This is a genomic window from Fibrobacter sp. (assembly GCA_017503015.1).
In the GTDB taxonomy this organism is placed as follows: domain Bacteria; phylum Fibrobacterota; class Fibrobacteria; order Fibrobacterales; family Fibrobacteraceae; genus Fibrobacter.
In genome coordinates this window covers 51,276-73,976 of record JAFVTX010000046.1, presented here as the reverse complement: position 1 = coordinate 73,976, position 22,701 = coordinate 51,276, and the positions used below count along the sequence as shown (strand labels likewise).

Sequence of the window (22,701 nt, the reverse complement as noted above, 5' to 3'; positions counted from 1 at the left end):
ATGAAAAAGCGCCCCAAAAAGCCGAAAAACGGAAAAAATAAGCATAGTTCGTCTTAAAACAAGTCCAGCGAGCTGTCGAGGTAGATTTCTTCGCGGACTTGGAGCTGGAATTCGGGTTTGGTCATGTAATAGAGCAAAAATTCTAGGATGACGGCGCTGCCGAGGCTGCGGCCTTCGATTTTAAAGTGGCGGAACCCTTGCGGGGCGTACACGTTTTGGATGTCGTCGATTCCGATAAAGCCGGGATTTTTCATGGCGTCGGAAAAACGGTAGCCGCGCCCTGCGTTCGGCGAGGCGCATACATGATCTTCTTGAGTTTCGCCGAGGTTCTTTTGGCTCACGTTCTCGTAGCACTTTTTGCGATCGTGGCAGCCGAACCAGCAGCATTCATTGCACAGGAACTCGACTTTCTGCTTTTGCGCAGCCGATAGTGCGTTGAGTTTGGCGAATTGCTTGTTGAGCCTGAAATCCGGCACCACGTAACTGAAATCATCGCGCTTCAGTTCACCCTCGAATTGGGCGAAATCTGTCAGCACCTTCGTCGTGGACGACACGAAATAGAATCCCGGATACTTCGCCTTGATGTAATCGAGCAACAAATCTGAATAGATGATGACGCCGCTCGGTGCCGCTCCATTTTTCTCGAACAGGGCGCACAGAGCGTTGCATTTTTTGTCGGCAAGATGTTCTTCACGGAGCAAGGAATTGCTGAAGGTCAGGCGCGCTGAAATGCCGTATTCCCTGGTGAGTGCGGCAACCTCGTCGGGCTCTGCATCGCCAAATCCGACGCGGCCACCACCCCAAAGGCAATCGCTGGGCGCACCGTAAATGGAACCGATTTCGCACCACTCGTAAAAGTATTCCCGATGCTCGCGGAACAGCGGCAAGAATGCCTTGTAAAGCTCGTAAAATTCGAACAGGCCGGGAAGGTGGTAGTAAACGCTCATCGCCTTAATAATAGCTATATTGTACCCAAGTCTGAAATCCGAACTCCGAATTCTGAATTATCCATGCGCACTCTAGTTCTTTCTGATATACACGGTTCTGCTTTCGCCTGCAAGATGGCTCTTTCTTACCTCGACAAGCTCAAATGCGACCGCATTTTCCTTTTGGGCGACCTTCTTTATCACGGGCCGCGGAACCCGCTGCCGGGCGGACACGACCCGCAAGGAGTTGTCGAACTCCTGAGCCCGCTCAAGGAGAAAATTACCGCGGTGCGCGGCAACTGCGATGCCGAAGTGGACCAGATGGTGCTCGGATTCCCCTGCCTTGCCGACTTTGCCGAAATCGAAGAGGGCGGCCTAAAACTCTTCTTGAGCCACGGCCACCTCTACGACCCCTACCTGTTCAGCCACTACAAAGCCGACGTCTATTTTTCGGGCCACACCCACATTTTCACCGCCGAAACCAACGTGGACGGAGTCTATTGCCTGAACCCCGGCTCCACCAGCCTCCCCAAGGGCGGAAACCCTCCCACCTTCGGACTTTACGAGAGCGCCACCCCCGGCAGTGCGGCCCGTTTCAGCGTGCATCACCTGGAAACCGGCTCAGAACTGACGGCTATTGAAATCGTGAAATAAAGGGGGAAGCCTCCCCCTGTTTCGCACTACGCTTACGCTATTGCTCTCCACCCCCTCTGCGGGGACACACCACCTAAAGGTGGCCATGCCCACATAAGCGCTGAAGCGCTAAGTGGTCAAAGGCCGCAACGCCCCGTAACCGACGGTCGGTACGGCAGGAGCTGCAGAAGGACTCACGGCGGGAGGCTGCTTCGCTACGCGAAGCGGCTCCGGCTTCGACTTGGATATGCAAGCATAATTCACGGCGGGAGTCACAAAGCACTTCGTGCTTTGTAGCCTCTGCTTCGGCTCAGCATTGCCCGAGCGTGCTCGGTCACTGCGTTCGCCTTACGCAGAGGTCGAACCCTTCGGGTTCGCCTCCCGCCAAAATAAAAACCTTGGACGCCCAAGGGCGTCCAAGGTTTTTATACTCACGGCGGGAGTCGAACCCACGACCCGCTGCTTAGAAGGCAGCTGCTCTATCCAACTGAGCTACGCGAGCAAAGCGGGCTCTAATATAGAAAAATTTTCGTTCATCAACACCCCTTCCCTATTGCCATCCCGCCAAACTTTATCTAGATTTATGCACGTATTAAAATATTTGCATAAGCCTGGGGTGCCAGTCCGGATACCGCAACACCCCGCCGGAGTTTCTATGAAGATTATCGACATCCTCAAGCAAGACAAGATGAGCCTCTCCTTCGAGGTGTTCCCGCCCAAAAAAGAAACCAGCTTCGAGAGCGTCAAGGCGGCAACGGAAGCCATCGCGGCCCTCGGCCCCGCCTTCATGAGCGTCACCTACGGCGCAGGCGGCGGCGTAAGCCACTTCACCTTGGACATCGCGAAAAACCTCAAGGAAAAATACAACATCCCCATGCTGGCCCACCTCACCTGCGTGTCCAGCAGCAAGGAGACGGTCCGCCAGCGCATCGCCGACATGAAGGCCGCAGGCATCAAGAACGTGATGGCCCTCCGCGGCGACCTGACTCCGGAGCTCATCGAAAACGGCCGGGAAGGTTGCGACTACCACTATGCCGTAGATCTCATTCAGGAACTCAAGGCCGCCGACGCGGACTTCTGCATCGGGGCGGCCTGCTACCCCGAAAAGCACCCCGAAAGCAAGACACAGGCCGAAGACATCAAGCACCTCAAAGAAAAGGTGGACGCGGGCGCCGACTTCTTAACCACCCAGATGGTATTCGACAACAACCTGTTCCTGAACTTCATGTACAAGCTCCGGGAAGCAGGCGTCACCTGCCCTGTGCTCCCCGGCATCATGCCCATCACCAACGCCAACCAGGTGGAGCGGGCCATCAAGCTTTCGGGCTCCTTCATGCCCCAGCGGTTCAAGTCCCTGGTGGACAAGTTCGGGAGTGACCCCGAGGCCATGAAGCAGGCGGGCATCATCTACGCCAGCGACCAAATTATCGACCTGTACGCCAACGGCATCACCAACGTGCACGTCTATTCCATGAACAAGCCCGACGTGGCCGAAGGCATCCTGAAGAACGTCTCCGCCATTTTGGGCAAGAACTTCTAAGCGTAATCAAAAGCCTTAAAACCAAAACATCCCCGCAAATGCGGGGATGTTTTCATGTTCTAGTGCAATTTCTATTCGCGGGTTGGGCACGACCCAGCTTTCCATTCACTGGAACTTTCACAATAAGAATAAACGTCAAATTCAAATACGCAGAGCCCTTCACGCTTCGGGTTAAACGCTTCGCAATATTCTTCTGCAGTTTCTGCTTTCTTATAACCTTGTTCTGTATTTACGTAGTATTCCGTTTGTTCGTAATACTTAAGAGTTGATGCCTCCAAATCATCACCTACGTGTTTTGGAAATTCACAGGCGTAACCTGTAGAATGTTTATCGCAATAATCTGCCACAGATTGCCACATGCTATCCAATTTGACGAAAGACTCAGTACCGACATAGCAGATTTTCTTGTCGGTTTCCGTTTGACATTCAATACGTCCACCACAGTGAGCCATACTAGAAGAACTAAGCGGATTATCAAGATACCCGCCATATGTCAAATTTTCACCTTTATTTTCGCAGTACACATCAGAAGTAATCCACTGATACATGGATGATTCATCCTTGTACGCACAGACATAGATTACGCTTTCTTTGGTAACAGTTGCATCTTCGTTATCTCTGTTGCAAATCTGGTCGAGAGCAATGTCTGTGGAGGCGTCAACCCACTTACCATAGCCATTTACGACTTCTTTAGCTATAGAGCACTTGAAACTGTGGCTTTCACCATCCTTGAGGGTTTCGCTCTTAATGTCTGCAATGTTTTTAGTATTACCTCTATCGGTATCGCAATCACCAAGCTTGGCGTTAAGGTACTCTTTTTCACCAATTTCTAGCCAATCTGTGGAGGAAGAACTTGCGGGGATTCCTTCTACGTTATTATTATAAAGACATCCATAGTATGCGTTACCGACTATAGCAACATCTTTTTCTCTGAATCGATTTCTCGTGCAAATTCCAAGCGTTGCGTTTTCATCCAAATCGCTTGCTTTAACCCAAGAGTATCCGCCGGAATAACCTCCAGAAATGTAGTTACACTTGTATTTTTTCCCTCCGTAAACTGCTACTTTGGTTTGATTTTTCATCTTATCTTCATCGCATTCGCCATAGATATCCTCAAAGCTAAGTTCACGCCATTCATGGATATGGTTACCGTCGTTGTCTGTATATTCAGAATTTTCTTCACAAACATATTCATAACCGGATTCAGTAACCACTTTTTCATTGACATAGCCATAATGGCAAGCTTTACGTAAATCAAAGTCAACCTTAGCTGTAGAAACCCATTCGTATTTTTCCTGTTTATCAAGGTAATCGCACTTATAATATCTGGAACCAGATTCTGCCTTGACTTCGCCCTTTTCCATCACGGTTTTTGTACATGTACCATATTTCTCGTCATGATCATCTTTCTTTCTCCATTTGGAGCCATCTCATACAAAGGTCGTTTTGCTCGTTGTCGTGGCAAGTTCCGCATTCTTGGTGTCGAACAGCTTTTCTTTGCCTTCGTTTACAGTAGCGCTGCATTCACCGAGGTAAAGCTTGGATTCCGGATTGTTGGCCTGTTCTTCCGGGGTCAGGCCGTCCTGTTCAGAATATTCACCGGAAGAGCTCGATTCACCGAAAGAACCCGAAGAGCTCGGAATATCAGGCACAAGATTATCGCAAGTAGAAGAAGCTGGTAGATCACATTCGCACTCATACTCTTGAATTTTCCCGTCAAAGAACGCCGATCCCTTATCGCCTTTGTTTCGGCCCAAGCATACATTGTCAGTATATTGCCAGCCACAGTTTTCATCGTTGCATACACAAACGGCATTATCATCAAGACCTTCAAAGCTATAGAAGAAGGTCGAATTAACAGCGTCAGCATCGCAAACTTTTTCCACCGTTGCAACACCTACAGCCCAAAGTGTTACAGGATACCAAACTTGTTCGTTTTCAATATATTCAAAGTAATGGAAATATCCTCCTTTGACATCAGACTTATATACCTTGCTGCTATAGCCAGACGGATCATTGAAATCCTTTGCGTCTTCGACTTTAAGCTTATAGGCTTCCACAAATCCATTCTGCAAAATCTTGTAATAGACGGCATCCGTACCACTCCAGACATTCGTTTCAGCAGTAGAGTCGCCATGCTGCATTTGGTTCCACTTGAAGAAGTTCGCGTCGATAAGCAAAGCGAGGTAATCAACAAAGAACATGCTGTGTTCCTTGCCTGCGTAAGTCGTATTGACGGCGGTGTTAAAGTTGCCGTTTTCGGCAAAGACATTGCGGAAAGCGTTATAGACCGGGTTAAAGCCCGGAGTCTTGTCCTTTTGGTCAATGAGGGCCATCACCCACACGATGCTGTTGAAGTTTTCGGCCAGGCCAATCTGATCGGGGGCATAATGTTCGAAGGACGGATACTCTTCGCTGTTTTCCAAATAAAGGGCACCGGCAAGTTCCTTGTTCGCCTGCTCGTTTGCAACACCAAAACCGTTACCATCGTCAACCAACTTCTTTACGCGGGCGGCCTTGTAGTCGGTCAGGAAGTCGATGACAACCGTATCGGACGCATCGGACAAGTCTGCATAGGTGTTGTAAATGACATCCGTTGCGTTCGAGCCAAATCCGCCAAAGGCGCCGAAAGCGTTGTTGCTCAGGTTCAGCTTGACACGGAGCTTCACAACCGGGGTCGTAAGGTTCGTGATGTTGAGATCCCCTTCGAGGCGGGCAACCTTGTATTCCACCGTCTTTTCGTTGGTTTCTTCGATTGTCACAAAGGATTTATTGGCAGAGGCGAACAGGTCCTGCATAAACACCTTGCCGTTCGGGGCGAACTTTTCGTCAAGGTCCGTCACGGTAAGCTCTGCATTGTCGCCACCCTTGAGGTTCTTCCAGATTTCTTCGTAGATGTCATCGGTTTTTGTTTCCTTGTTGGCCTGCACCGGGAGACGCACGACAACATGCTTCTTGTACACCTTGCCGAGATTCTCGTTCACGGGCGCGAACGGAATTTCCATCATGGTTTCGGCTTCGCCGCACTTGATAGTCACGGTGATGCTTGCCCTTTCGTTGTCGCGAACCGTATCGACGATGGCGCAAGACCTGTCTTCAAGTTCTGCGTTCCAGCTGCTGTAGGCGTCGTCGAACTTGTCATCGATATCTTCGATAAGTTTGCTCGAGGTACTGCTCAAAGCGTCTTTGATAGACTTGTTGATTGCAGCCGTATCGACAGTTACACCATTTCCACCTTTAATCCCATCTTTTCCGTTGCTGACCGTTCCAATGGTATCGCCGTCGCAGACAATGGCAATCCCCGTCGAATCCTTGAGGTATTCCGATCCGCAACGATACTGGATACCCTCCTGGTCACTCAAAGCAATCCATTCGCCGTCAGCACACATATATACGGTCCTTGTGGACTTTACAAAAGCCACAGACCCGTCATTCTGGTCCGTACACTCTTCATCCAGTTCTTCAAGTACCGAAAGTCCGTCGTTATCCACCACAGACTCGTCTCCGCAAGCGGAGAGGTTGAGCACAATTGCGGCACCGAGTAAAGCCTTTTTTATGAATTGATTCGACACAGAATTCTCCTTGTAAAATTTCGACGTCAAATTTAGCAATCAACGTTTTTTCCACCCCCTAAAAAACAGAAAAAAAGCCTTTTTTATGAAAAAAACGCAAAACATCCTTTTTTTTCAACAAACACACATTTTTCCAATAAAAGAATTATATATATTGAGGGTAAGGCGCCCGACGCCCCAAGATTTTACACTTAAAAAGGATTAACATGCTCTCTTACCAAGAAGCCTACAAAATTGCCGCCGAGGTCCACAAAGGTCAAAAGGACAAGGCCGGCGGACCCTACATCGACTTTCTGCAGAACGTGGCGGACTACCTCAAGAACAAGGGTGAGTCCGAAGAGGTGCAGACCCTCGCCATCCTGCAGGACCTCATCACGGCTTCTACCAAGAAAACTCCCGAAGACGTCATCGCCATGGGCGTACCCGCCGACATGGTGGAACTCATCCAGAAGATGACCTACCACAAGAACCAGGGCTGGATCGACGAATACAGCTGCAACCTCATGGCCCAGGGCATGCCCGCCGAACAGGCCACCTACGAGGCCCGCGAAAAGGAATTCGTGAAATTCGTGGAGACCCTCAAGGACAACCCCGTTGCCGCAAAGGCAAAGGCCGCTATCTTGACCATGCTCATGGACGACAAGTACATCCAGCGCCAGGAACGCCGGGAACTCAAGACCAAGTTCCGCCTCCACAAGTACAAGGCCGCCATCGAGGCCCTGGGAGTGTAAAGGGGGAAGTCTCCCCCTGATTGCAGCCCCGTGTTCCACGGGGCTATTTTTTGTCAAAACACTAAATAACCCCTTACGGAAAAGTCCCAGCCTTGCGACTGGGACTTTGTTTGGAGGTGTAGAAAATCAAATCCTACTTTATCATTATCCGTTGGGTCTTCACGGCGCTCCCGCTTGCCACCCGGACAATGTACACTCCCTTGTTCAGGTGCCTGAGGGATACCACGTGGTCTCCGGCGGAGTAGCCCAGGTAATGTTCCTGCAGGTGGCCCTGTATGTCGAACACGTGGACTTTCACTTCCGACGCCTTAGGCACGGTGACCGTCAGCTCGTTGTGGGCAAAAACCATGTTCACACTGCCCACCGTCGGGTAGAGTCCATCGGTTTTGCCGCTAGAACTGGACTTGGCATAATCATTGCCCTTGGAACTGCTGGACCTATCGTCCTCACTTGCGCTAGATTTCGGTTTGTCGGCAGAGCTAGAACTGGAGCTAGCGTCGCTTGAACTGAGAGGCGCCGAAGTTGAACTCGAAGAGTTCGCGGCAATCTCTGTACTGCTACTAGAGGCCGGTTTCTCAGAACTACTGCTGGCTACAGGCGTTTCGCTGGAGCTGGAGACAACCGGTCCTTCGCTGCTGCTAGATACCTCGGGATCTTCGCTAGAACTAGAGACAACCGGCGTTTCACTAGAACTGGATTCAATCGGCTCTTCGCTGCTACTGGACTCAGGACCTTCCGCAGAGCTGCTAGAATATTCAGGCACAAGCGCGGTTGAAGTGAATACCGGCCTGTAGACAGCCTCTCCTGTCACATCGGTTACCTGGGGGTCCCAATTCGCAAAGGTGTAGCTGAATTTGTCGTCGCTATCCTTGGTCGGATTTTCCTCCGGCAAAATCTCGCTGGCCAGGGTGCCATACTCATACATGACCTGTGCCTTATAGACGCTGTTGTCCTCGTTCAAGAAGGTGATTCCGTACTTGCGCGGGAATTCCTTGAATACGGCCTTGAGTTTCATGTCGGAAACAAGAACAGCACCTTCAGCCAGTTCCGTATCCTCGGTGTCGGAAACCTTTATCACCCACCTGTCGAATTCGTAGGTCTTTGCATCTGTCGGTTCCTTTGTCGGGTCTGGCGACGGGAACATGGAGACAATTTCAGTGCCGTAGTCCCTGGTGACACTGGAGAGTGGCGTGGAGCCGTCATCGCTCACGAAGGCCACAGTGTACTGATTCTTGTTCTGTTTGTACTTGGCCGTGTAAGTGACTCCGCCCGTAATGACTGTCTGGTCCGTAATGACCGGCATCCAGCCATCAAAAACATAGGTGTATTCGGCGGTCACGGCGCCATCGACCTGCGGAGCAAACGATGCGACCGCTTCTCCGTACTCCTTGGAAACAGTGATGTTCGCATCGGGGTTATGCTCGGCTACAAATGTCACGTCGTACTTGTTCTTCACGCTTGTATACGAGGCCGTATAGGTCGCATTCTCCGTAGCGGCAACCACCGCGGGAGTCCACTTGTCGAAGGTATAAGTGTATTCAGCCGTGGGATCCTTTGCGGGATCTTCGCCATAGTACGGCATATCGCCATCATCAACATAATCTTGACGCAGCACGGAGCCGTCGTCATCTTTCCAGGTGACGACAATCTTGTCGGTATAGACCGCCTTGTAAGTGACCTCCTTTGTAACCGTGGCTAGCCCGGGTTCCCAACCCGCAAATTTCTTGCCATTCTTGTCTTCGACCGTGGGCACATCGATAGCCCCGGGCAACGTGCCGTAATCATACTCAACCGCAGCCTTCAAAATGGATTCGTCTTCGTCCACAAAGGTAACGGCATACTTGTTCTTATTTTCACTAAACACGGCCGTGTAATCGATGTTTCCCGTCACTATGGCATCCGCGATATCGGGAGTCCAGCCCGTAAAGGCATAGGTGTATTCGGCAGTCGATTCCTTGGTGGGGTCCTCCGCAGGAACAATGGACGAAACCAGGGTTCCATATTCCACGCCTTCAAGCACCCCGTTTTCAACAGGAGTCCCGTCATCCATCAAGAAACTAACCGTGTAGGCCCTTAGAACGGAGTTGTAAACGGCCTCGTAGGTGGCAGTGCCGGTCACATACCTCGTGGGATTACCATATCCGTCGTTGCCATAGGTCCAATTGCTGAAAGTATAAGTGAACTGGGCATCAGGGGCCTTGGCAGGTGTCCCTTCGGGGTCCGGTACATTGGAGCCTGCGGCCCAATCCTTTGCTTCATAGGGCTCGGTGCCGTTCATGAATGTAATCCTGTAGTACTGCGTTTCGGCAAGGCCCACGCAGCGGATATTGTCGATGGCGAGAGTGCCGCTGGATTTGTCGTCTGTATCCTCACCGTCAACCCTCCAGTCAAAACCATTCGCATACTGGAGCACCGTTTCTACATCCACCCAGTTGCCGCTTGAGCCAGTCCATTCCTGCCTCAGGCTAGCGACGGGAATCGTCACGGTCTGCCAGGACTCGCTAGGCGACGTTACCGCAAAGGTGGGGAATCCCCAGTCCATGTCCAGCAGGTCATTCATGGTCGAACTCACCTTCAAGCGGAACTTGTGGGCTGAGCCCTTGTAGTCGTAGCGGACTTCCGAGCACTGTGACAAATTCATCTCGTTAAAATCGTTGGTGGAAATAGTTGCATAGGGAGGACCCCATGGATAATCCCCCACATCCAGGGAGTATGACATTTGCAGAGCCTTGGCCGAAGCACTTCCCTTCACAAAGGAAAGCTCCGCATTCGAAGATCCGCCGCCACCAACAACATCCGTCTCGGCCCACCATTGCCCTATACCATCCCAAAGCGGGTAATAATCGCCGTCCTCGAAATCGTCGAACAGTTCCGTGTTGGTGGTGGGTTCTGCCACTATGGGCAATTCAACGCTGGAACTACTTTCCTCACCGACGCTGGAACTGCTGGAACCTCCATCCAATACACACTGGATTTCTTTGACGTAGAGGTTTCCGTTTTCACCACCAGGAACCTGCCACTTGATATCAAGCTCTCTTTCCAAATTGATTCCGGATAGTGAAGACATATTGAATGTATGGGTTGTCCAAGTGTTGCTACTGGGAATTTCCCATTCTGCCAACACATCTTCTCCATCGGGAGTATTGGCAAAAGTCAGGTTATGGCCAACGCCTATATACTGGTAAGATAGGACCTGGCATCCGTTCAAATTAGAAATGTTCATACCTACACCGGCATAACCTCCTTCCTCTTCTGTATTCACATTTTTTAGGCCCCAGAAATCACCGCCCATTTCGTCGTCATAAACGATCGCCGCTATATTCCCTTCATTTTGCGGGTTTTCAATAGTCCAGCCGTTACCAGCGTAGGCATAATCGTAGTTCGGCGAGAGCGCATATTCTTCGAAGCTACCGGAACTTGCAGGTTCATCGCCGCTTGAGCTGCTGGAGGGTTCTCCGCACACCACGTCATCTATGTAGAGATCTCCGCCACTAGGAGAACCTGAAACTTGCCATTTGAGCTCCAGTGGAGATTCAAGGACAACGGGGTCAATACCGTCCAAGGAAATTGACTGAGTCATCCACGATTCTGTGCCAATAAGACTTTCCTGTATAAGCACAGAACTGCCAGCATTGAACGAGAAATCATTCGCCAGGCCTTTGTACTTGAACGACAAAACTTCGCAGCCCTTCATTTCTTTCAAGTAGATGCCAAAACCAGCCCAACCGGCACCATCATTGGCAAACACTTTCACCAAGCCCCCGGCATTAGAGCCATCTACAAAGAAGGTCTTTTCACCATCGTTGCCAATATACCAAGTCCAATCGCCATTGGGATCATCTAAACTTGAGTACACATAGGAATAGTTGCCGCCTCCCAAGTTATTCATGTCAAAATCAACAATCACGTAATCATGACTGATAACCTCGTCTTCATAGATATTGTCACCAAAGTCATCACCAGAATCGTCAAAATCAGGATCGTCAGCCGGAACAGCGGGCAGGTCCACATAGCTTGCGCACCGGGAATATGTCATAGCAGAAAGTCCGTTAAAGACATTGGCATTTACCCACTCACCACTGGCAGAATAGGTCCAGTTAGCAGGAGATGTGTTATCTACGTCGAAGTCGGCAAAGTACTCGCTATTTTCGGCCCCATCCTTGGTCATATTCCTGCCTGCGTTCCAGTTAGCCGATGAAAGTTTCTTCAAGTTCATCCAGGTTTGCCACTGGGGATTGTTCGCCATGCTGGGAGCGCCATCGCCGCCATAACCTACAGTTCCCCATTCTGTCACAAACACGGAAAGTCCGGCCCCAAGCGCGCTGTTCACGTCGGCCGACATCGAAATAAAATCATGGGCGTCAGAGCCATCGTCCTTGCCCGCATAGTAATGGAACGTATAGGCAATGTTATCATAACCGGTAATCGCATTTCCAACGACCGCACCAGGATTTCCAGACCAACTGGGAGTTCCCACCACAATCAGGTTGTTGGAATAGCGGCGGATAATGGGAATCACCTCGTTGGCGTACGCCTTGATTTCTGGCCAAGTAATCATCGTGCAATTGGAACTGTTGCCATGGCCCTGACCCGCCTTGCATATGGGTTCATTGTAAATTTCAAAAATCACATTGGGATAAGAGCCCCATTTTTTCGCCTGAATCTTGAAGAATTCCTTGGCACGACCTACATTGTCCACCGCCGTGTGGGAGTGATAGTCGATAATCACGTAAATATCTTGCTCAATAGCCGCCTGGACCGTCTCGTCCAGCAAGTCCTGATAATATTCAGTCTTGCCATTAATAAAGTAATGTCCATTTCCCCAGCCCTGGTCGTCTACCGCCATGGCGGCACGGATTACCTGGATGCCCTGCTGGCTTACCATTCCCGTAATGACATCATTTCTCCAAAAGCGGTTCTGGCTTTTTTCATTGCTCCAGAACAGGCTCATGCCCTTTACCTGAACCTCGTTGCCGCTGGCGTTAGAATAAGCATTACAACTGCCATACACACGACCTTCGTTTTGCGAGTTTATGCCCGTCATTAACATGCCGTACTGGCTCACGGGGCCAACACGCAAGGGAGCGATTTCGGCGTAGGCGGTGGAGAAAAGGCCCAGGGCAAATGTGCCCAGGGCTACCAGTTTGGGGAAGCGGAGTTTTAGCATAGAACCTCGCGATTATCTGTGTTACAGCAAAAACCGTTCTCGTTGTGAGAATTTTATAAGAACAAATATAAACTCACCGCGGCAGGACCGCATACCCTTCCCTATAGTAAATTTAAGTTTACAATTGGCGAAAGTCGCTTTTCAGACTTTTATAGCAGTTTCTTGTAATCCAAATTGGAATAATCGTACAAATGAAAAAAAATGCAGATATAACGGCGCGCTTTGAATGAGACAATTTTTCACATTTTGTGAGACAAAATTAGTCTTGTTTATACCAAAGATTGCCGTATTTAAAGAAATCTGCGAAAGAGTAAGCTTCGATATCTCTTGTATGCCCAGAACCTAAGGTTACTCTAATTGATGAATCTGATGCGTTAACAATCTTAAGTGTTGAACCCGCTTCATAACGGTTCTTGAAAGTGGTAGAGCTTATATCTAGATCGCCTGTTGTCAAAATTACACTCTTGTAATCTTCGGCAAAACCGTAATCAAGGAGTACATGTCCAGAAATATCTAGGTTCCCAGCAACAGACATTGGCCCGGCGGCAATGCCATTGGTTCCACTAATATGCAATTTACCGTCTGTTCCCAGGGCCATACTAGCCTGTTTATTATTAGTCCCTGATTGACCATTGCTCATCCAAACGCCAGCAGGCCTATTTTCGGCGTCGTTGTCTTTCATGGTAATTCTACCCTGTCCAGCGGTCACGCCACCTTCCGCAGTAACATTTCCATCACTATTTGCACCATCTTTTTTTACAATGAAGTTACTGTCTGTTTCCAACACCCTTTTCCCGGAAACCAAAACTCCTGAAATACCTTTTTTTGCGATTATTTTTCTGTTGACATCCACAGTACCCGCATCATCATAGCCAACAGTAATGACGTTGACGGCATTTCCATCAATAACTTTAGAGATAACGAGAGTGCCATAACCACCGTTTACAATTTTCCAAGTACCAAAATCTATTCCATAATAAGCTTTAACCCAGCCGGATGATTCAATATCTCCTGTTATCGATATTGGCTTACTGAAGGAAATTTTTCCTTCTGAATAACGAATGCTTGCCAACACCGTATTTCCGCCAGGTGCAACAAAATCAATTATTGCATCATGAATTTCAACGCCTCCCGCGGTGGATAATATTTGACTAAACATGTCATAAGACAATTTGACATTGCGGGATATGCCCCTGTAAGAAGCAGAAATTAATATACCTTCTTCAGAAATAGACAATTCATAGGTTCCACCCTCTGTAGAACGTGTCAATGTAATGCCATCGCCACTTTCAGTAAGAGTTACTCCACCCTTTGACACTGAATAGGTGTCAAAATTGGAGGTGAATACGCGCATAAGAGCTGTAACAAGTTCTTCAAATTTACCATAATGTTCGCCAACTTCAGACTCGGTCTCTTTTATAGCGTCCTGGAGTTGGTTCATGAACTCTGGGGTGATAATTTCACCTGTTTTAAAGACCTTTTTTTCCATTTTTAACCTCTTTTGAATGGTTATTGATTGTATGGTTGATTGTTAATTTCGAGATACACGGCAGGCATTGTACCTGGCCCATCCATGATGTAGTTCTGGTCCGGGATACTCCAGCCGTAGTAAATGAAGGCCGACTGGGTCTTGCCCGGGACCACGTAAACATCTTCTGCTGCCCCTTCTGCCCGTGCATAGCGGTTTTTTCGCGTGAAAATCGTGTAAGTTTTGCCCGCTTCGAGGGTTACCGCCTGGGGAAGAGTTACCAAAATCTTGTCCCACTGCTTGCCATTCAACTCAAAGACGTTGTTTGTGACGGAAATTCTGTCATTGCTAGTACTTCCCCACAATTTTGTCAAATTTTGGGCATAATGCTCCGTTATGCTCATGTCGGTTTCGTAGATGCCTACTGCAGGGTTCCAGTTATTGCGTTCTTGCTGGTACGCAAACCAGGCATAACTATCAACGACTATATTGCGAGTAGGCGTAATCACAGCCCCAAGGGTAATACCCGAATTCTCATCGGCCGCAGGGAAAATTCGTTTGATATCGGCCATATCGAAATCATAGGCTTCATCTGGATATTCCTCACCCCGACCAAGGGAATTTATGCCGTGATGCGTCAATATCATATCAAGCCTCAAATTCTGCCATGGTCCAACAATCGCCGACGACCGTCACCTGGACAAACTTGCCTGCTGCAATAGAAACACCAGCAGACGCTGAATGTCGAAGGACGGCACCACCTCTTTTAACAGTTAATGTGACCGGATTATTGTTGCTTCTGTTATCAATTTCAATGCAAGTATTGGCAGCATGAGCCATAGATGCAACTTGAACATTTATTTCTAATGCGTTTAGATCAGAAAGAGTTACGGAGGCCCTAGCATTGTTATTGACGGAAATCTTGCCCTCAGAGACAGTGACCGTCTGATCAACCAGTTCACCCTTATCTTCAAGTCTTTGGCCTTGGTTGTAACTCCAAGAACTATCCATTATTCGTATATCATCTATCGAACCATTCCCGTATCCGTTAAAAACGATAATTCTTGGGGTATGCGTACTTTTCGCATTATAATGACCTAAAGGAAAATACCGATTAAATGAGTTGTGTTTGCAGAAGCATATTTTTCCTAAATTGATTTGCTCTTCAATCAAATCGACATCAGTTTCTCCATACTCAGCAATGAAAACTTTATCAAGTTGGGCTAGTGCCAACTTTGCGTTTCCACCAGGGAACGCAACTAGCAAGAAGCCGTTTTCACGGAGCTCGGCCAGGGACTTCTCATCCAGTTCAAGGATGGTCGAACCCAAATCTTCATTCTGTTCTGCCATTATTCCTCCAAAAGAATCGGTTTGTTCGATTCGGTTAAAAGTGTTTCGCCAGTTTCTAGGAAAATTTTCTTAAGAGGCTGAAATTCCCACCGGATTTTGGTAAATGGGATTTTCTGCGATTCAAGCGTTTGAATCAAGTCCAAACAATGGTATCTATACCTGCTGCATTTTACTGTCCAGGTATATTGTTCCTCGGGGTCGTAAATAGCAAATCCAGCCCTGCTAAGACCTGCCCGGAACATCCTGGGCGGTTTTACAATATCAATGTCAAAACCGATTGCAGCCGCCAAAGCCTTGTAATGACGTTCTGCAATGCCTGAATCCCTGTTGATAACCTCTAAAAGGGCTTGGCGGCGAACGTCCAAGGAGCCGGAATGGCCTAATTCGTAAAGGTTTTCCCAACGATCTAGAGTCGTTATTGCTGAACCAGGAAAGATTTCACGGTAAACGGCATCGGCGCTTTCCAGGGCTCTATCAAGCTCCTTGGCTACGGCATATTCTTCCGCATCCATCTGGAGCGGATAGAGCTGCGTAAGGGCCCTGTAGTGCGGACTTTCGAAGGGATTCTCAACCATTACTGTCGTACCTCCAGGTCACCGAGAGTAAATTGTTCTGTTTTTCCAGACGGAATAGCGTCTGTCTGTTCCTGGTAGGCTCCGCCATTCTGCGAAACCGCGATCGTGGCGTTGGTTCCACCATTTTTAAGGACATAGACCACAATCTGGGCAGGAATAAACAGGTCTCCAGGTTCAAGATCGGCGAAATACTTGGCAACGTCTTCCCGGAACGCTTCTTCGTCCATGTTCTGCAATCCTTGTACCGTGACACGCAGGGAAAGAACTGGTTCGGTCGGGACATTTGTCCAGATTTCACGAGGTGCGACGGGGCCTTCGTATTCGCACTTTGCCCGGACAGCTTCACAACAGCGCATCGAAAGTGAACTCGGACCCATCAGCATGAGAACAGTTCCCACGCCATAGTAGTTCTTAAGGCATCGGGATGATGTCGGGGCCTCATTTGAGTCACTAGGCACATAAATTTCGATGCCGAAGCACTTGACTTCGTTCAGGGATTCCGTTTGCCAACTTTCGAGCGCCTCAATTTCTTCTAGTTCTACCTTGACATACCTGGCAGATACTTCGCTGAAATCGGTCATTGCCCACCAGTAGGCCATATCAAGTTTACCCTGACGAGTCCATGCCTGGCCGTCATCGGAAGTAAATACGCCAAAGGAAGCCGGTCGGTTGGTAATGAAACCGAGACCAATGCCGATAATGGCCTTAGAACCACCTAAATTGATAATGACGCCTTTGCCCGTATCGTTTGAGCCACAGGTAAATGCAACGCTCTCACGATCGTGCGGTTTGACGGCATTGGCGGCACTCAAATTGGGCATAGTGCCCGTAATCATCGAGGATTCGAGCCCGATAGCCTTGCCAGTAGAAGAGGCTTCAAGTGCCCAGCGTTCGTAATCACTAGGCTTGCCACCGCTCTTCGGGTTACGAAGATACGACAAAATGAGCGTCAGGAGCTCGCTTGCGGTCAGATTGCTGTAGTCAAGCCCACGGTTGTTTGCCCACTGTTCCAGGCTCTCCTGGTTCATTGTAGTCGGGAAAATCTGGTCAAGGGTCCAGTCCAGCTGCTTGTAGACGCCCCAGATGGCAGATGCAGAGGCTGCAAAACGGATATAAATTCCGTTCCCTGACTAATTTTGATAGTCGGGTTGTAGTTTTTCGCATCGACAATCATGCGCTGCAAGATTTGATCAACTGTTACGGACATCGCCGACCTCCACAAAACGCTTAAATTCAATCACATCGCCATTGTATGCAACACATACCACATGCACCAGAAGCTTGTCGGAATCGGCATAGGTTGCCGTCGATTCTACGCTTCTAAGGTGCTTGTAGTCCAGCATCCACTTTAGTGCCTCGGTGGCATAAGTTTCGGCTTTGCTCCTGGTGTTTTCGGATGCCACTTCACGGGCAAGTTCTTTGAAACGGTGGCCAAATTCAGGTTTCTTGTAAAATGAACCTTTTGCTACGGTAAGCGAAAGCTGAACCTCTTCTTTAATCTGGTCTGTTGTCATTGTAAATTCTCCGGGAAAGACGACGTACTTGGCGGTGTCGTGGACATGGCTTCAGTGATTGTGCAGACAGCGGTTTTCAATACATCTTCAATGGCACCAAAAAGCTTTTTGTATGGCTTTTGAACCTCCTGTTTAGAAACCGCTTGTTCGTTCACCAAATTCGTGATAACATCCAAAACCACCGATTGAACAGCCGAAAAGGTCGGCTCGACGGACACAACGTCAACACCGCCATGTTCTGCATTTCCAGGCTTCGGGAGCCCCTGCCAATAAGCACAGAGCTTGGCGGCCATGTTGGCGGGTGTGCTGCTAGACGGGTCAAGTACCGTAAAGGCGCTTTCAAGCAGCGACTTATCGCCGCCAGCAGAAAGGTCGGCACCGAGGATGACGCCGCCCTTGGCATAATCGTCGTATGCTTTGGCAAGCTGGGGAGCCACGCTTGTCTTGCCGTCGGCAGACTTGACAATCCGGGAAAATTCGGAATCGAGAGTGTCCAGGTCAAGCATTTACGCCCCCGTATCCTGTTTGTCCGTCGGTGAAGTAGGAGCACCGAGGTTGCCCACATGGGTGTGCAGGTTGTAATTATCGCGCAGCTTAGAGAGCTTACCCACCTTGTCGCTCACTTCGCCGTTCACGCGCAGGTCGCCATCGACATCGACGCCGCCATCCGCCTTGATGGCTATGGTGCCGTCATCCTTGAGGATGATATAGTGTGCCTTTTCGCGGTAAATGGCCGTTTCGCCTTCCTTTACGGCGGGATGGTTCTTGCCGTCGCTTGCAACCGCGATGACGACATTGCCGAATTGCAGGAAAAGGCAACGCTCACCGGCCTTGGGAATGCTGATAAAGCCAAAATGCTGCATCATCTGACGGCCTTCAAATTCGATACCGTTAGCCTTGCCGCTGATACTGCGGAGCTTGCCTGCCACATCCTTGCAGCTGGTTACCAAGCTTGTGAAAAATTTCATCATAGGGAGCCTCCAGGCTGTAATTCAAGGCGGGTTCTCTTGCCCTCACTCCTGGAGAGCGTGAACGTGCGGCGTTTAATCAGATACGAGTCAACAGCGCCGTTGTAATGGTCCTCCACGTCGCAAAAAGCGTTGATTGTCCAGGGAATACCGTTTTGCGAGTGCCCGGGCATCGTGTATTCGAGCTGGATTGCGGAAGCCTTTTCCGTTGCCAGCTGAAGTTCTGCGGTTTTCTTGGCAGGGCCCTCGTTCTCGTTCCAGTTTACCACAAGAGGGCGATAGAACGGGAAATCGTCATTTTTGACCGAGGCGGCAACATACTTGATATCGCTATCGTCCTGGCTTTCGCCGATAACCTTGATAAGCGAGTGCTGACCGTTCATTGTTTCGGTGACAGACCCCTCGATATAGTCCATTTCCTCGCCATTTTCAAAGGCATGGATCTTGAAATCAGCCTTGCCTCGTTCAACAGGCTTGTCAAAGACCAGTTCGCCTTCGGGAGACGCCCAGAACAGGAAGCCTTGCGAATTTGCCGCCTTCTTGAGGACATCGAAAACGCTGTCGCCCGGAGAAAGTTCCACAAACTTTCTTTTGACCTTGACTTTATCGGAGCCCGATTTGAAAACAAAATCCTTCCTGGAGATAAACGGAAGGTCGCGCACCAGCTTTTCAGCTAGTGCGGGCAAGGTAGTCGGCAAAGTTCCGAAGTTTGTCACGCTGGAGTCTGCCAGGACGGACGCGACGGAACGGCCCTCGATTTCCAGCTTTGGCCCGCTTCGAGACAGAGAACGACGCACGGAATCGACAAGACCCTTCATCACGCGTTTGCGATTAACAAAAATTTCGCAGGAATCGCCCTTGTTCACTTCATACTTAGAATCACTTTCGAACTGGAACGAGCCTTCCGGTGAATACAGGTCGGTATCGATCGTGTAGCTCACGAACCTGTCAGCATGCGCTTTTTCCACAAGCAAGAGGACTTCATCATTCTGCATAGACAAGCACCTCGCCTTTCATAAACGTGGGATTCTTGGCGTTATTCAATGCGCAAAGGCGTTCAGCCGCCTTGTAATTCAGCTTGTTGTCCAGGGCAATCTTGTGGAGTGGTGTTTCGTGGGTCACATTGACCGTCTTTGTGGTCATGTATTCCAGCTTGATACGAAGCACCGCATCCGACAGCGTCGCCGCCATTTTCTTGAGCCTGTAGGGGCTTACAGCCTGCGGAAGAACCTGTTGGATGAACTCCCTTGCCAAGGCTAACGTATCCTCAAGTTCATCGGGGGAAAGCAGATACGGTTCACTTTCCGAAGCTAGTTCGCGGCCTTCGGCATCGTCAATGGCGACTCGTTCAGCCGCAATAGATTCGCCCATCTTTTTCTCGTCATCAGAAATCTGCTTGGCGGTCTCCGTAGCGACAGTAGCGGCAGCAAGGGTCGCAAATGCAGCCCGAACGCTTGCGGGGGCACCATAAAGGGACGCCAACATCGATGAAGCGTTGGTGACCAAGGTGGCGGTAGATGCCCTGGATTTGCCCTTGTTGGAACCGGCCTTTCTGGCAAGTGTCACGAAAGAATCGCAGCATTCTTGGATAGCCTTTGTCAAGGTTCCTGACAGCGAGTCCATATAATCGATGGTCGTATTGATTGCATCGACAGGGGCCTTTATGGATTCAATTGTTCCCAGGAGTTGCCCCATGGCCTTGTTTGTCGCTTCGCCAAAGCTGCGGGCAGCATCGCCTAATGAGCCCCAAACATCGATAAGCGACCAGTCCGAAGAACCGGGAATATCGGGAACGCCGGTCTGTTGCATCGATACGGCGACACTCTCCTGGACTTCCAAATTGAGAGCCTGTGTTTCTTCGAAATTGGCGTCATACGGGTCCGTATAGCTCTGGATATCGTCCTGAACATGCGCTACCACAAAATCAAATGTAAATGCGGCATATCTCTTGCGACGGTCATTACTGAATGATACGTTCTTGGGGTAGCCTGTAACCGCGCCATGCTTGGGATGTACCAGCAAGACTGGCGCTTTGAAAATCGATAGGAACCAATTTCTCAGCTCGGTATAGTTTCTGTCATACTCGTCATTGATCAAAACACCAGAGAACTTGAGCGTTTCAGGTTCAACGCCCATGTCTTCGAGATCGGCCCCGTTCTTGTAAGGGTATTTAGTTTCGGCTATAGCGTGAGAGATTTCGTCGCCAATCGACTCCAGCCGAAGCTTCCACGGGCCAAGCATTGGAATTTTTTCTTCAGCCATTATGCCCCCCATCCCGGTGTCGTTTTTCGTCCGCTGACTTTGGGCGGCTTGCCCTTGTCGGTTTCGACGACAGCCTTGCCGTTGGAATCCACATTGATAATGATGTTTTGGTTCAAAGCCTGCATGTATTCCTGGGGCGACATCATTTTATCGCCCTTTTGAGCCGCGACAGCATTCTTTGTCAGCTGATTGTATAGCCGTAAATCGCCATAAAGCTTGTCAAGTTTCTTTTGTGACGGCAAGAAGCTGTTTTCTTCCTTTTGGATTTCGAGAAGGGTGTCCCCATGCTTCTTGCTCCACCTTGCTGCTTCAGGCCCATACCGTTTTTCAAATTCTGCCTGGTTACGGTCCACCATGGCCCGGCTGTTGGCCTCGACATCGGCAACGACATTTCGCCATTCCATGAAAGCCTGGCCAAAGTTGTAGATTTGATTCATGGCCCAGCCTGTGGCAGCCGTCATCAATGTGCCGCCAATGACACTGCTCCCGAACTTGTTCAGCCCCGCACGTGCGGTGGAAAGGCCCTGGCGGAATCTGCCGACCTCTTTTGTGGTCGATTCCATAGCCTGGGCCGCCTTCTGGGTAGCAGGCTGATACATAGGCACATCATCGTCCATGTAGTCAGAACCACCGCCAAAACCGCTGCGCATATTGACTACGAATACCTTTTGGACAGATGCATCCAACGCGGAAGCGCCCGTCCCTGCGGCAGATGCCCCGGCACCACCCTTCTTGCTCCAGATGCCCTTGATATCCCTGGCAAGTCCGGCCACATCCTTCACGAGACCGCCAATTTTGACCATTCCCAAGGCAGCAGCCGCAACGGCCATCATCTTGAAGCCCGCCGTAACTATTCCCTGGTGGCGGGATAGAAAGCCCAGAGCGGTCGTGAGCTGCTCCACGGGGCCCGTAAGGTTCGTATCGGCGAATTGAAGGGCGACTGCCTTCATCTTGTCTACATTGCTGTTGAAATCATTAGCGGTTTTTTGGAAGCGTTCATCCAACACTTTCGTATTGGTCATACCCTCTTGGCCGCTTTTCGTAATGGTATCTAAGGTTTCCCATCCATTCTTGTATTCGGTGATGATGGGCATTAAAGCTTTCATAGATGATGCGCCAAAAAATTTGCCCAATTTCAGGATATCGCCTTTTGTTTTATCCATCAGTTGACGCATAATTGCGTCAAAATCATTAAATTCCCTGTTTTTATCAACAACATGGACACCGATTTTATTAAGGTCTTTTGCCTTTGACGCAAGTTCGCTAAAAAGAGCAGATACGGATGTGGTGAGTTCCGCTTCGCTCTTAATCTGCGAGTTCATCACCTGCAAATAGCCGCCGAAACTAGCGAACTGTTCCGCAGTCTTGATGCCGTGAGTCGATGTAGTAGCAAGCAGAGCCTTGCCTTCAGCTGCGAACTTTTGCAGGGTGTAGGAACCCTGGTCGCCCTGGATAATCAGCGAATTGAAGAATTTCGAGACTTCATCGGCGGTCAAGCCCATGGTCACTTTTAAAGACGAGGCTACATTAGCCAAGTCTTCCATGGAAGCCCCTGAAGCCTTAGCGGCTTTTGCTAGTCTCGGGCCCATTTCTTCGGCAAAATCGAACTGGCCCGTAATTTCACCGATCTTTGAAACGCCGTTCAGGATTTCATTGGCGGCAACTCCTGTTTCGATGGCCGTCTTATGCAGCGATTCGCGGAACACCTTCGTGTCCGCGTCGCTTTTCTTTGCCGCAAAACCGTAATACATGAGCGATTCGGAAAGGTCGCCCACGTTCTTGACGGCCATACCAAGGCCTCCGCCTAGAACCAACGAATTGAACGGAGTCACCATACGGTCGGCAAGGCCACGCATGGACCCGCCGACACGTGCAATGGTCGCCCGTGCCTTCGTCCCGAAAGAAGAGACGGCAGTCGATGACTGGCGCAGGCCATTCTGGAGACCTGTAGCGTCAGCCCCGATTCGCAATGTGACTTCGTTATTCGCCAATTGT

Annotated in this window: 18 protein-coding genes, 1 tRNA gene and 1 pseudogene; 3 read left to right on the top strand and 17 right to left on the bottom strand. The window is 49.7% G+C overall.

Annotated features, from left to right (window positions below; all coding sequences use genetic code 11):
- Positions 1-53: 53 nt before the first annotated feature.
- Positions 54-947, bottom strand: coding sequence for a hypothetical protein (locus IKB43_08245; GenBank protein MBR2470122.1), 894 nt, complete (start codon positions 945-947; stop codon positions 54-56).
- Between the two features lie 63 nt (positions 948-1,010).
- Here IKB43_08245 and yfcE point away from each other — a divergent pair, with 63 nt between their 5' ends.
- Positions 1,011-1,580, top strand: a complete 570-nt coding sequence (gene yfcE / locus IKB43_08240) for a phosphodiesterase (protein ID MBR2470121.1) — start codon at positions 1,011-1,013, stop codon at positions 1,578-1,580.
- A gap of 108 nt (positions 1,581-1,688) precedes the next feature.
- On the opposite strand, the gene IKB43_08235 is transcribed toward yfcE, so the two are convergent.
- On the bottom strand, positions 1,689-1,835 hold the full coding sequence (locus IKB43_08235; GenBank protein ID MBR2470120.1) for a hypothetical protein: 147 nt from the start codon (positions 1,833-1,835) through the stop codon (positions 1,689-1,691).
- A 152-nt stretch (positions 1,836-1,987) separates the two neighbouring features.
- A tRNA-Arg gene (locus IKB43_08230) sits at positions 1,988-2,061 on the bottom strand.
- A gap of 153 nt (positions 2,062-2,214) precedes the next feature.
- On the opposite strand from IKB43_08230, the gene metF reads away from it, so the two are divergent.
- Complete coding sequence (gene metF / locus IKB43_08225) at positions 2,215-3,099, top strand: methylenetetrahydrofolate reductase [NAD(P)H] (protein ID MBR2470119.1); 885 nt, start codon at positions 2,215-2,217, stop codon at positions 3,097-3,099.
- Positions 3,100-3,170: 71 nt separating this feature from the next.
- On the opposite strand, the gene IKB43_08220 is transcribed toward metF, so the two are convergent.
- Together IKB43_08220 and IKB43_08215 are read right to left on the bottom strand one after the other, a co-directional pair.
- Positions 3,171-4,076 (bottom strand): hypothetical protein, encoded by a 906-nt coding sequence (locus IKB43_08220; GenBank protein MBR2470118.1) that lies wholly within the window; start codon positions 4,074-4,076, stop codon positions 3,171-3,173.
- A pseudogene (locus tag IKB43_08215) lies at positions 4,010-6,557 on the bottom strand (hypothetical protein). Before IKB43_08215 ends, IKB43_08220 begins: the two are co-directional and overlap by 67 nt.
- A 320-nt stretch (positions 6,558-6,877) precedes the next feature.
- Here IKB43_08215 and IKB43_08210 point away from each other — a divergent pair.
- Entirely contained in the window at positions 6,878-7,402 is a 525-nt protein-coding gene (locus IKB43_08210; GenBank protein MBR2470117.1) for a hypothetical protein, read from the top strand.
- A 133-nt stretch (positions 7,403-7,535) separates the two neighbouring features.
- Here the strand turns inward: IKB43_08210 and IKB43_08205 are convergent, their stop codons facing one another.
- The 12 genes from IKB43_08205 to IKB43_08150 form a co-directional block, all read right to left on the bottom strand.
- On the bottom strand, positions 7,536-12,569 hold the full coding sequence (locus IKB43_08205) for a CIA30 family protein (protein ID MBR2470116.1): 5,034 nt from the start codon (positions 12,567-12,569) through the stop codon (positions 7,536-7,538).
- 259 nt (positions 12,570-12,828) lie between these two features.
- Positions 12,829-14,058, bottom strand: coding sequence for a hypothetical protein (locus IKB43_08200; GenBank protein MBR2470115.1), 1,230 nt, complete (start codon positions 14,056-14,058; stop codon positions 12,829-12,831).
- A gap of 20 nt (positions 14,059-14,078) precedes the next feature.
- Complete coding sequence (locus IKB43_08195) at positions 14,079-14,609, bottom strand: hypothetical protein (GenBank protein MBR2470114.1); 531 nt, start codon at positions 14,607-14,609, stop codon at positions 14,079-14,081.
- A 76-nt stretch (positions 14,610-14,685) separates the two neighbouring features.
- The gene (locus IKB43_08190; protein MBR2470113.1) at positions 14,686-15,387 is read right to left on the bottom strand and encodes a hypothetical protein; all 702 of its coding nucleotides are present in this window, start codon (positions 15,385-15,387) and stop codon (positions 14,686-14,688) included.
- Positions 15,387-15,962 carry a DUF2313 domain-containing protein gene (locus IKB43_08185; GenBank protein MBR2470112.1) on the bottom strand — a complete coding sequence of 192 codons (576 nt, stop codon included), beginning with the start codon at positions 15,960-15,962 and terminating at the stop codon, positions 15,387-15,389. Before IKB43_08185 ends, IKB43_08190 begins: the two co-directional genes overlap by 1 nt.
- On the bottom strand, positions 15,962-16,990 hold the full coding sequence (locus tag IKB43_08180) for a hypothetical protein (protein ID MBR2470111.1): 1,029 nt from the start codon (positions 16,988-16,990) through the stop codon (positions 15,962-15,964). The genes IKB43_08185 and IKB43_08180 overlap by 1 nt, the downstream gene beginning before the upstream one ends.
- Before the next feature lie 162 nt (positions 16,991-17,152).
- Positions 17,153-17,476, bottom strand: a complete 324-nt coding sequence (locus IKB43_08175; GenBank protein MBR2470110.1) for a phage GP46 family protein — start codon at positions 17,474-17,476, stop codon at positions 17,153-17,155.
- Complete coding sequence (locus IKB43_08170) at positions 17,473-17,982, bottom strand: hypothetical protein (protein MBR2470109.1); 510 nt, start codon at positions 17,980-17,982, stop codon at positions 17,473-17,475. The genes IKB43_08175 and IKB43_08170 overlap by 4 nt, the downstream gene beginning before the upstream one ends.
- Positions 17,983-18,447 carry a phage baseplate assembly protein gene (locus IKB43_08165; protein MBR2470108.1) on the bottom strand — a complete coding sequence of 155 codons (465 nt, stop codon included), beginning with the start codon at positions 18,445-18,447 and terminating at the stop codon, positions 17,983-17,985. It lies immediately after the preceding gene.
- Positions 18,444-19,439: a hypothetical protein gene (locus tag IKB43_08160; protein ID MBR2470107.1), complete on the bottom strand. Its 996-nt coding sequence runs from the start codon at positions 19,437-19,439 to the stop codon at positions 18,444-18,446. Before IKB43_08160 ends, IKB43_08165 begins: the two co-directional genes overlap by 4 nt.
- A complete protein-coding gene (locus IKB43_08155) occupies positions 19,429-20,706 on the bottom strand; it encodes a DNA circularization N-terminal domain-containing protein (GenBank protein MBR2470106.1) in 1,278 nt (425 codons plus the stop codon). Before IKB43_08155 ends, IKB43_08160 begins: the two co-directional genes overlap by 11 nt.
- A complete protein-coding gene (locus tag IKB43_08150; GenBank protein MBR2470105.1) occupies positions 20,706-22,697 on the bottom strand; it encodes a phage tail tape measure protein in 1,992 nt (663 codons plus the stop codon). The genes IKB43_08155 and IKB43_08150 overlap by 1 nt, the downstream gene beginning before the upstream one ends.
- Positions 22,698-22,701: the final 4 nt, after the last annotated feature.

Excerpts from the sequence above, each read along its gene's own strand:
- IKB43_08245 (MBR2470122.1), bottom strand. The coding sequence starts at position 947 with ATGAGCGTTTACTACCACCTTCCCGGCCTGTTCGAATTTTACGAGCTT.
- yfcE (MBR2470121.1), top strand. The coding sequence starts at position 1,011 with ATGCGCACTCTAGTTCTTTCTGATATACACGGTTCTGCTTTCGCCTGC.
- metF (MBR2470119.1), top strand. The coding sequence starts at position 2,215 with ATGAAGATTATCGACATCCTCAAGCAAGACAAGATGAGCCTCTCCTTC.
- IKB43_08210 (MBR2470117.1), top strand. The coding sequence starts at position 6,878 with ATGCTCTCTTACCAAGAAGCCTACAAAATTGCCGCCGAGGTCCACAAA.
- IKB43_08205 (MBR2470116.1), bottom strand. The coding sequence starts at position 12,569 with ATGCTAAAACTCCGCTTCCCCAAACTGGTAGCCCTGGGCACATTTGCC.
- IKB43_08200 (MBR2470115.1), bottom strand. The coding sequence starts at position 14,058 with ATGGAAAAAAAGGTCTTTAAAACAGGTGAAATTATCACCCCAGAGTTC.
- IKB43_08195 (MBR2470114.1), bottom strand. The coding sequence starts at position 14,609 with ATGGCCGATATCAAACGAATTTTCCCTGCGGCCGATGAGAATTCGGGT.
- IKB43_08190 (MBR2470113.1), bottom strand. The coding sequence starts at position 15,387 with ATGGCAGAACAGAATGAAGATTTGGGTTCGACCATCCTTGAACTGGAT.
- IKB43_08185 (MBR2470112.1), bottom strand. The coding sequence starts at position 15,962 with ATGGTTGAGAATCCCTTCGAAAGTCCGCACTACAGGGCCCTTACGCAG.
- IKB43_08180 (MBR2470111.1), bottom strand. The coding sequence starts at position 16,990 with ATGAACCAGGAGAGCCTGGAACAGTGGGCAAACAACCGTGGGCTTGAC.
- IKB43_08175 (MBR2470110.1), bottom strand. The coding sequence starts at position 17,476 with ATGACAACAGACCAGATTAAAGAAGAGGTTCAGCTTTCGCTTACCGTA.
- IKB43_08170 (MBR2470109.1), bottom strand. The coding sequence starts at position 17,982 with ATGCTTGACCTGGACACTCTCGATTCCGAATTTTCCCGGATTGTCAAG.
- IKB43_08165 (MBR2470108.1), bottom strand. The coding sequence starts at position 18,447 with ATGATGAAATTTTTCACAAGCTTGGTAACCAGCTGCAAGGATGTGGCA.
- IKB43_08160 (MBR2470107.1), bottom strand. The coding sequence starts at position 19,439 with ATGCAGAATGATGAAGTCCTCTTGCTTGTGGAAAAAGCGCATGCTGAC.
- IKB43_08155 (MBR2470106.1), bottom strand. The coding sequence starts at position 20,706 with ATGGCTGAAGAAAAAATTCCAATGCTTGGCCCGTGGAAGCTTCGGCTG.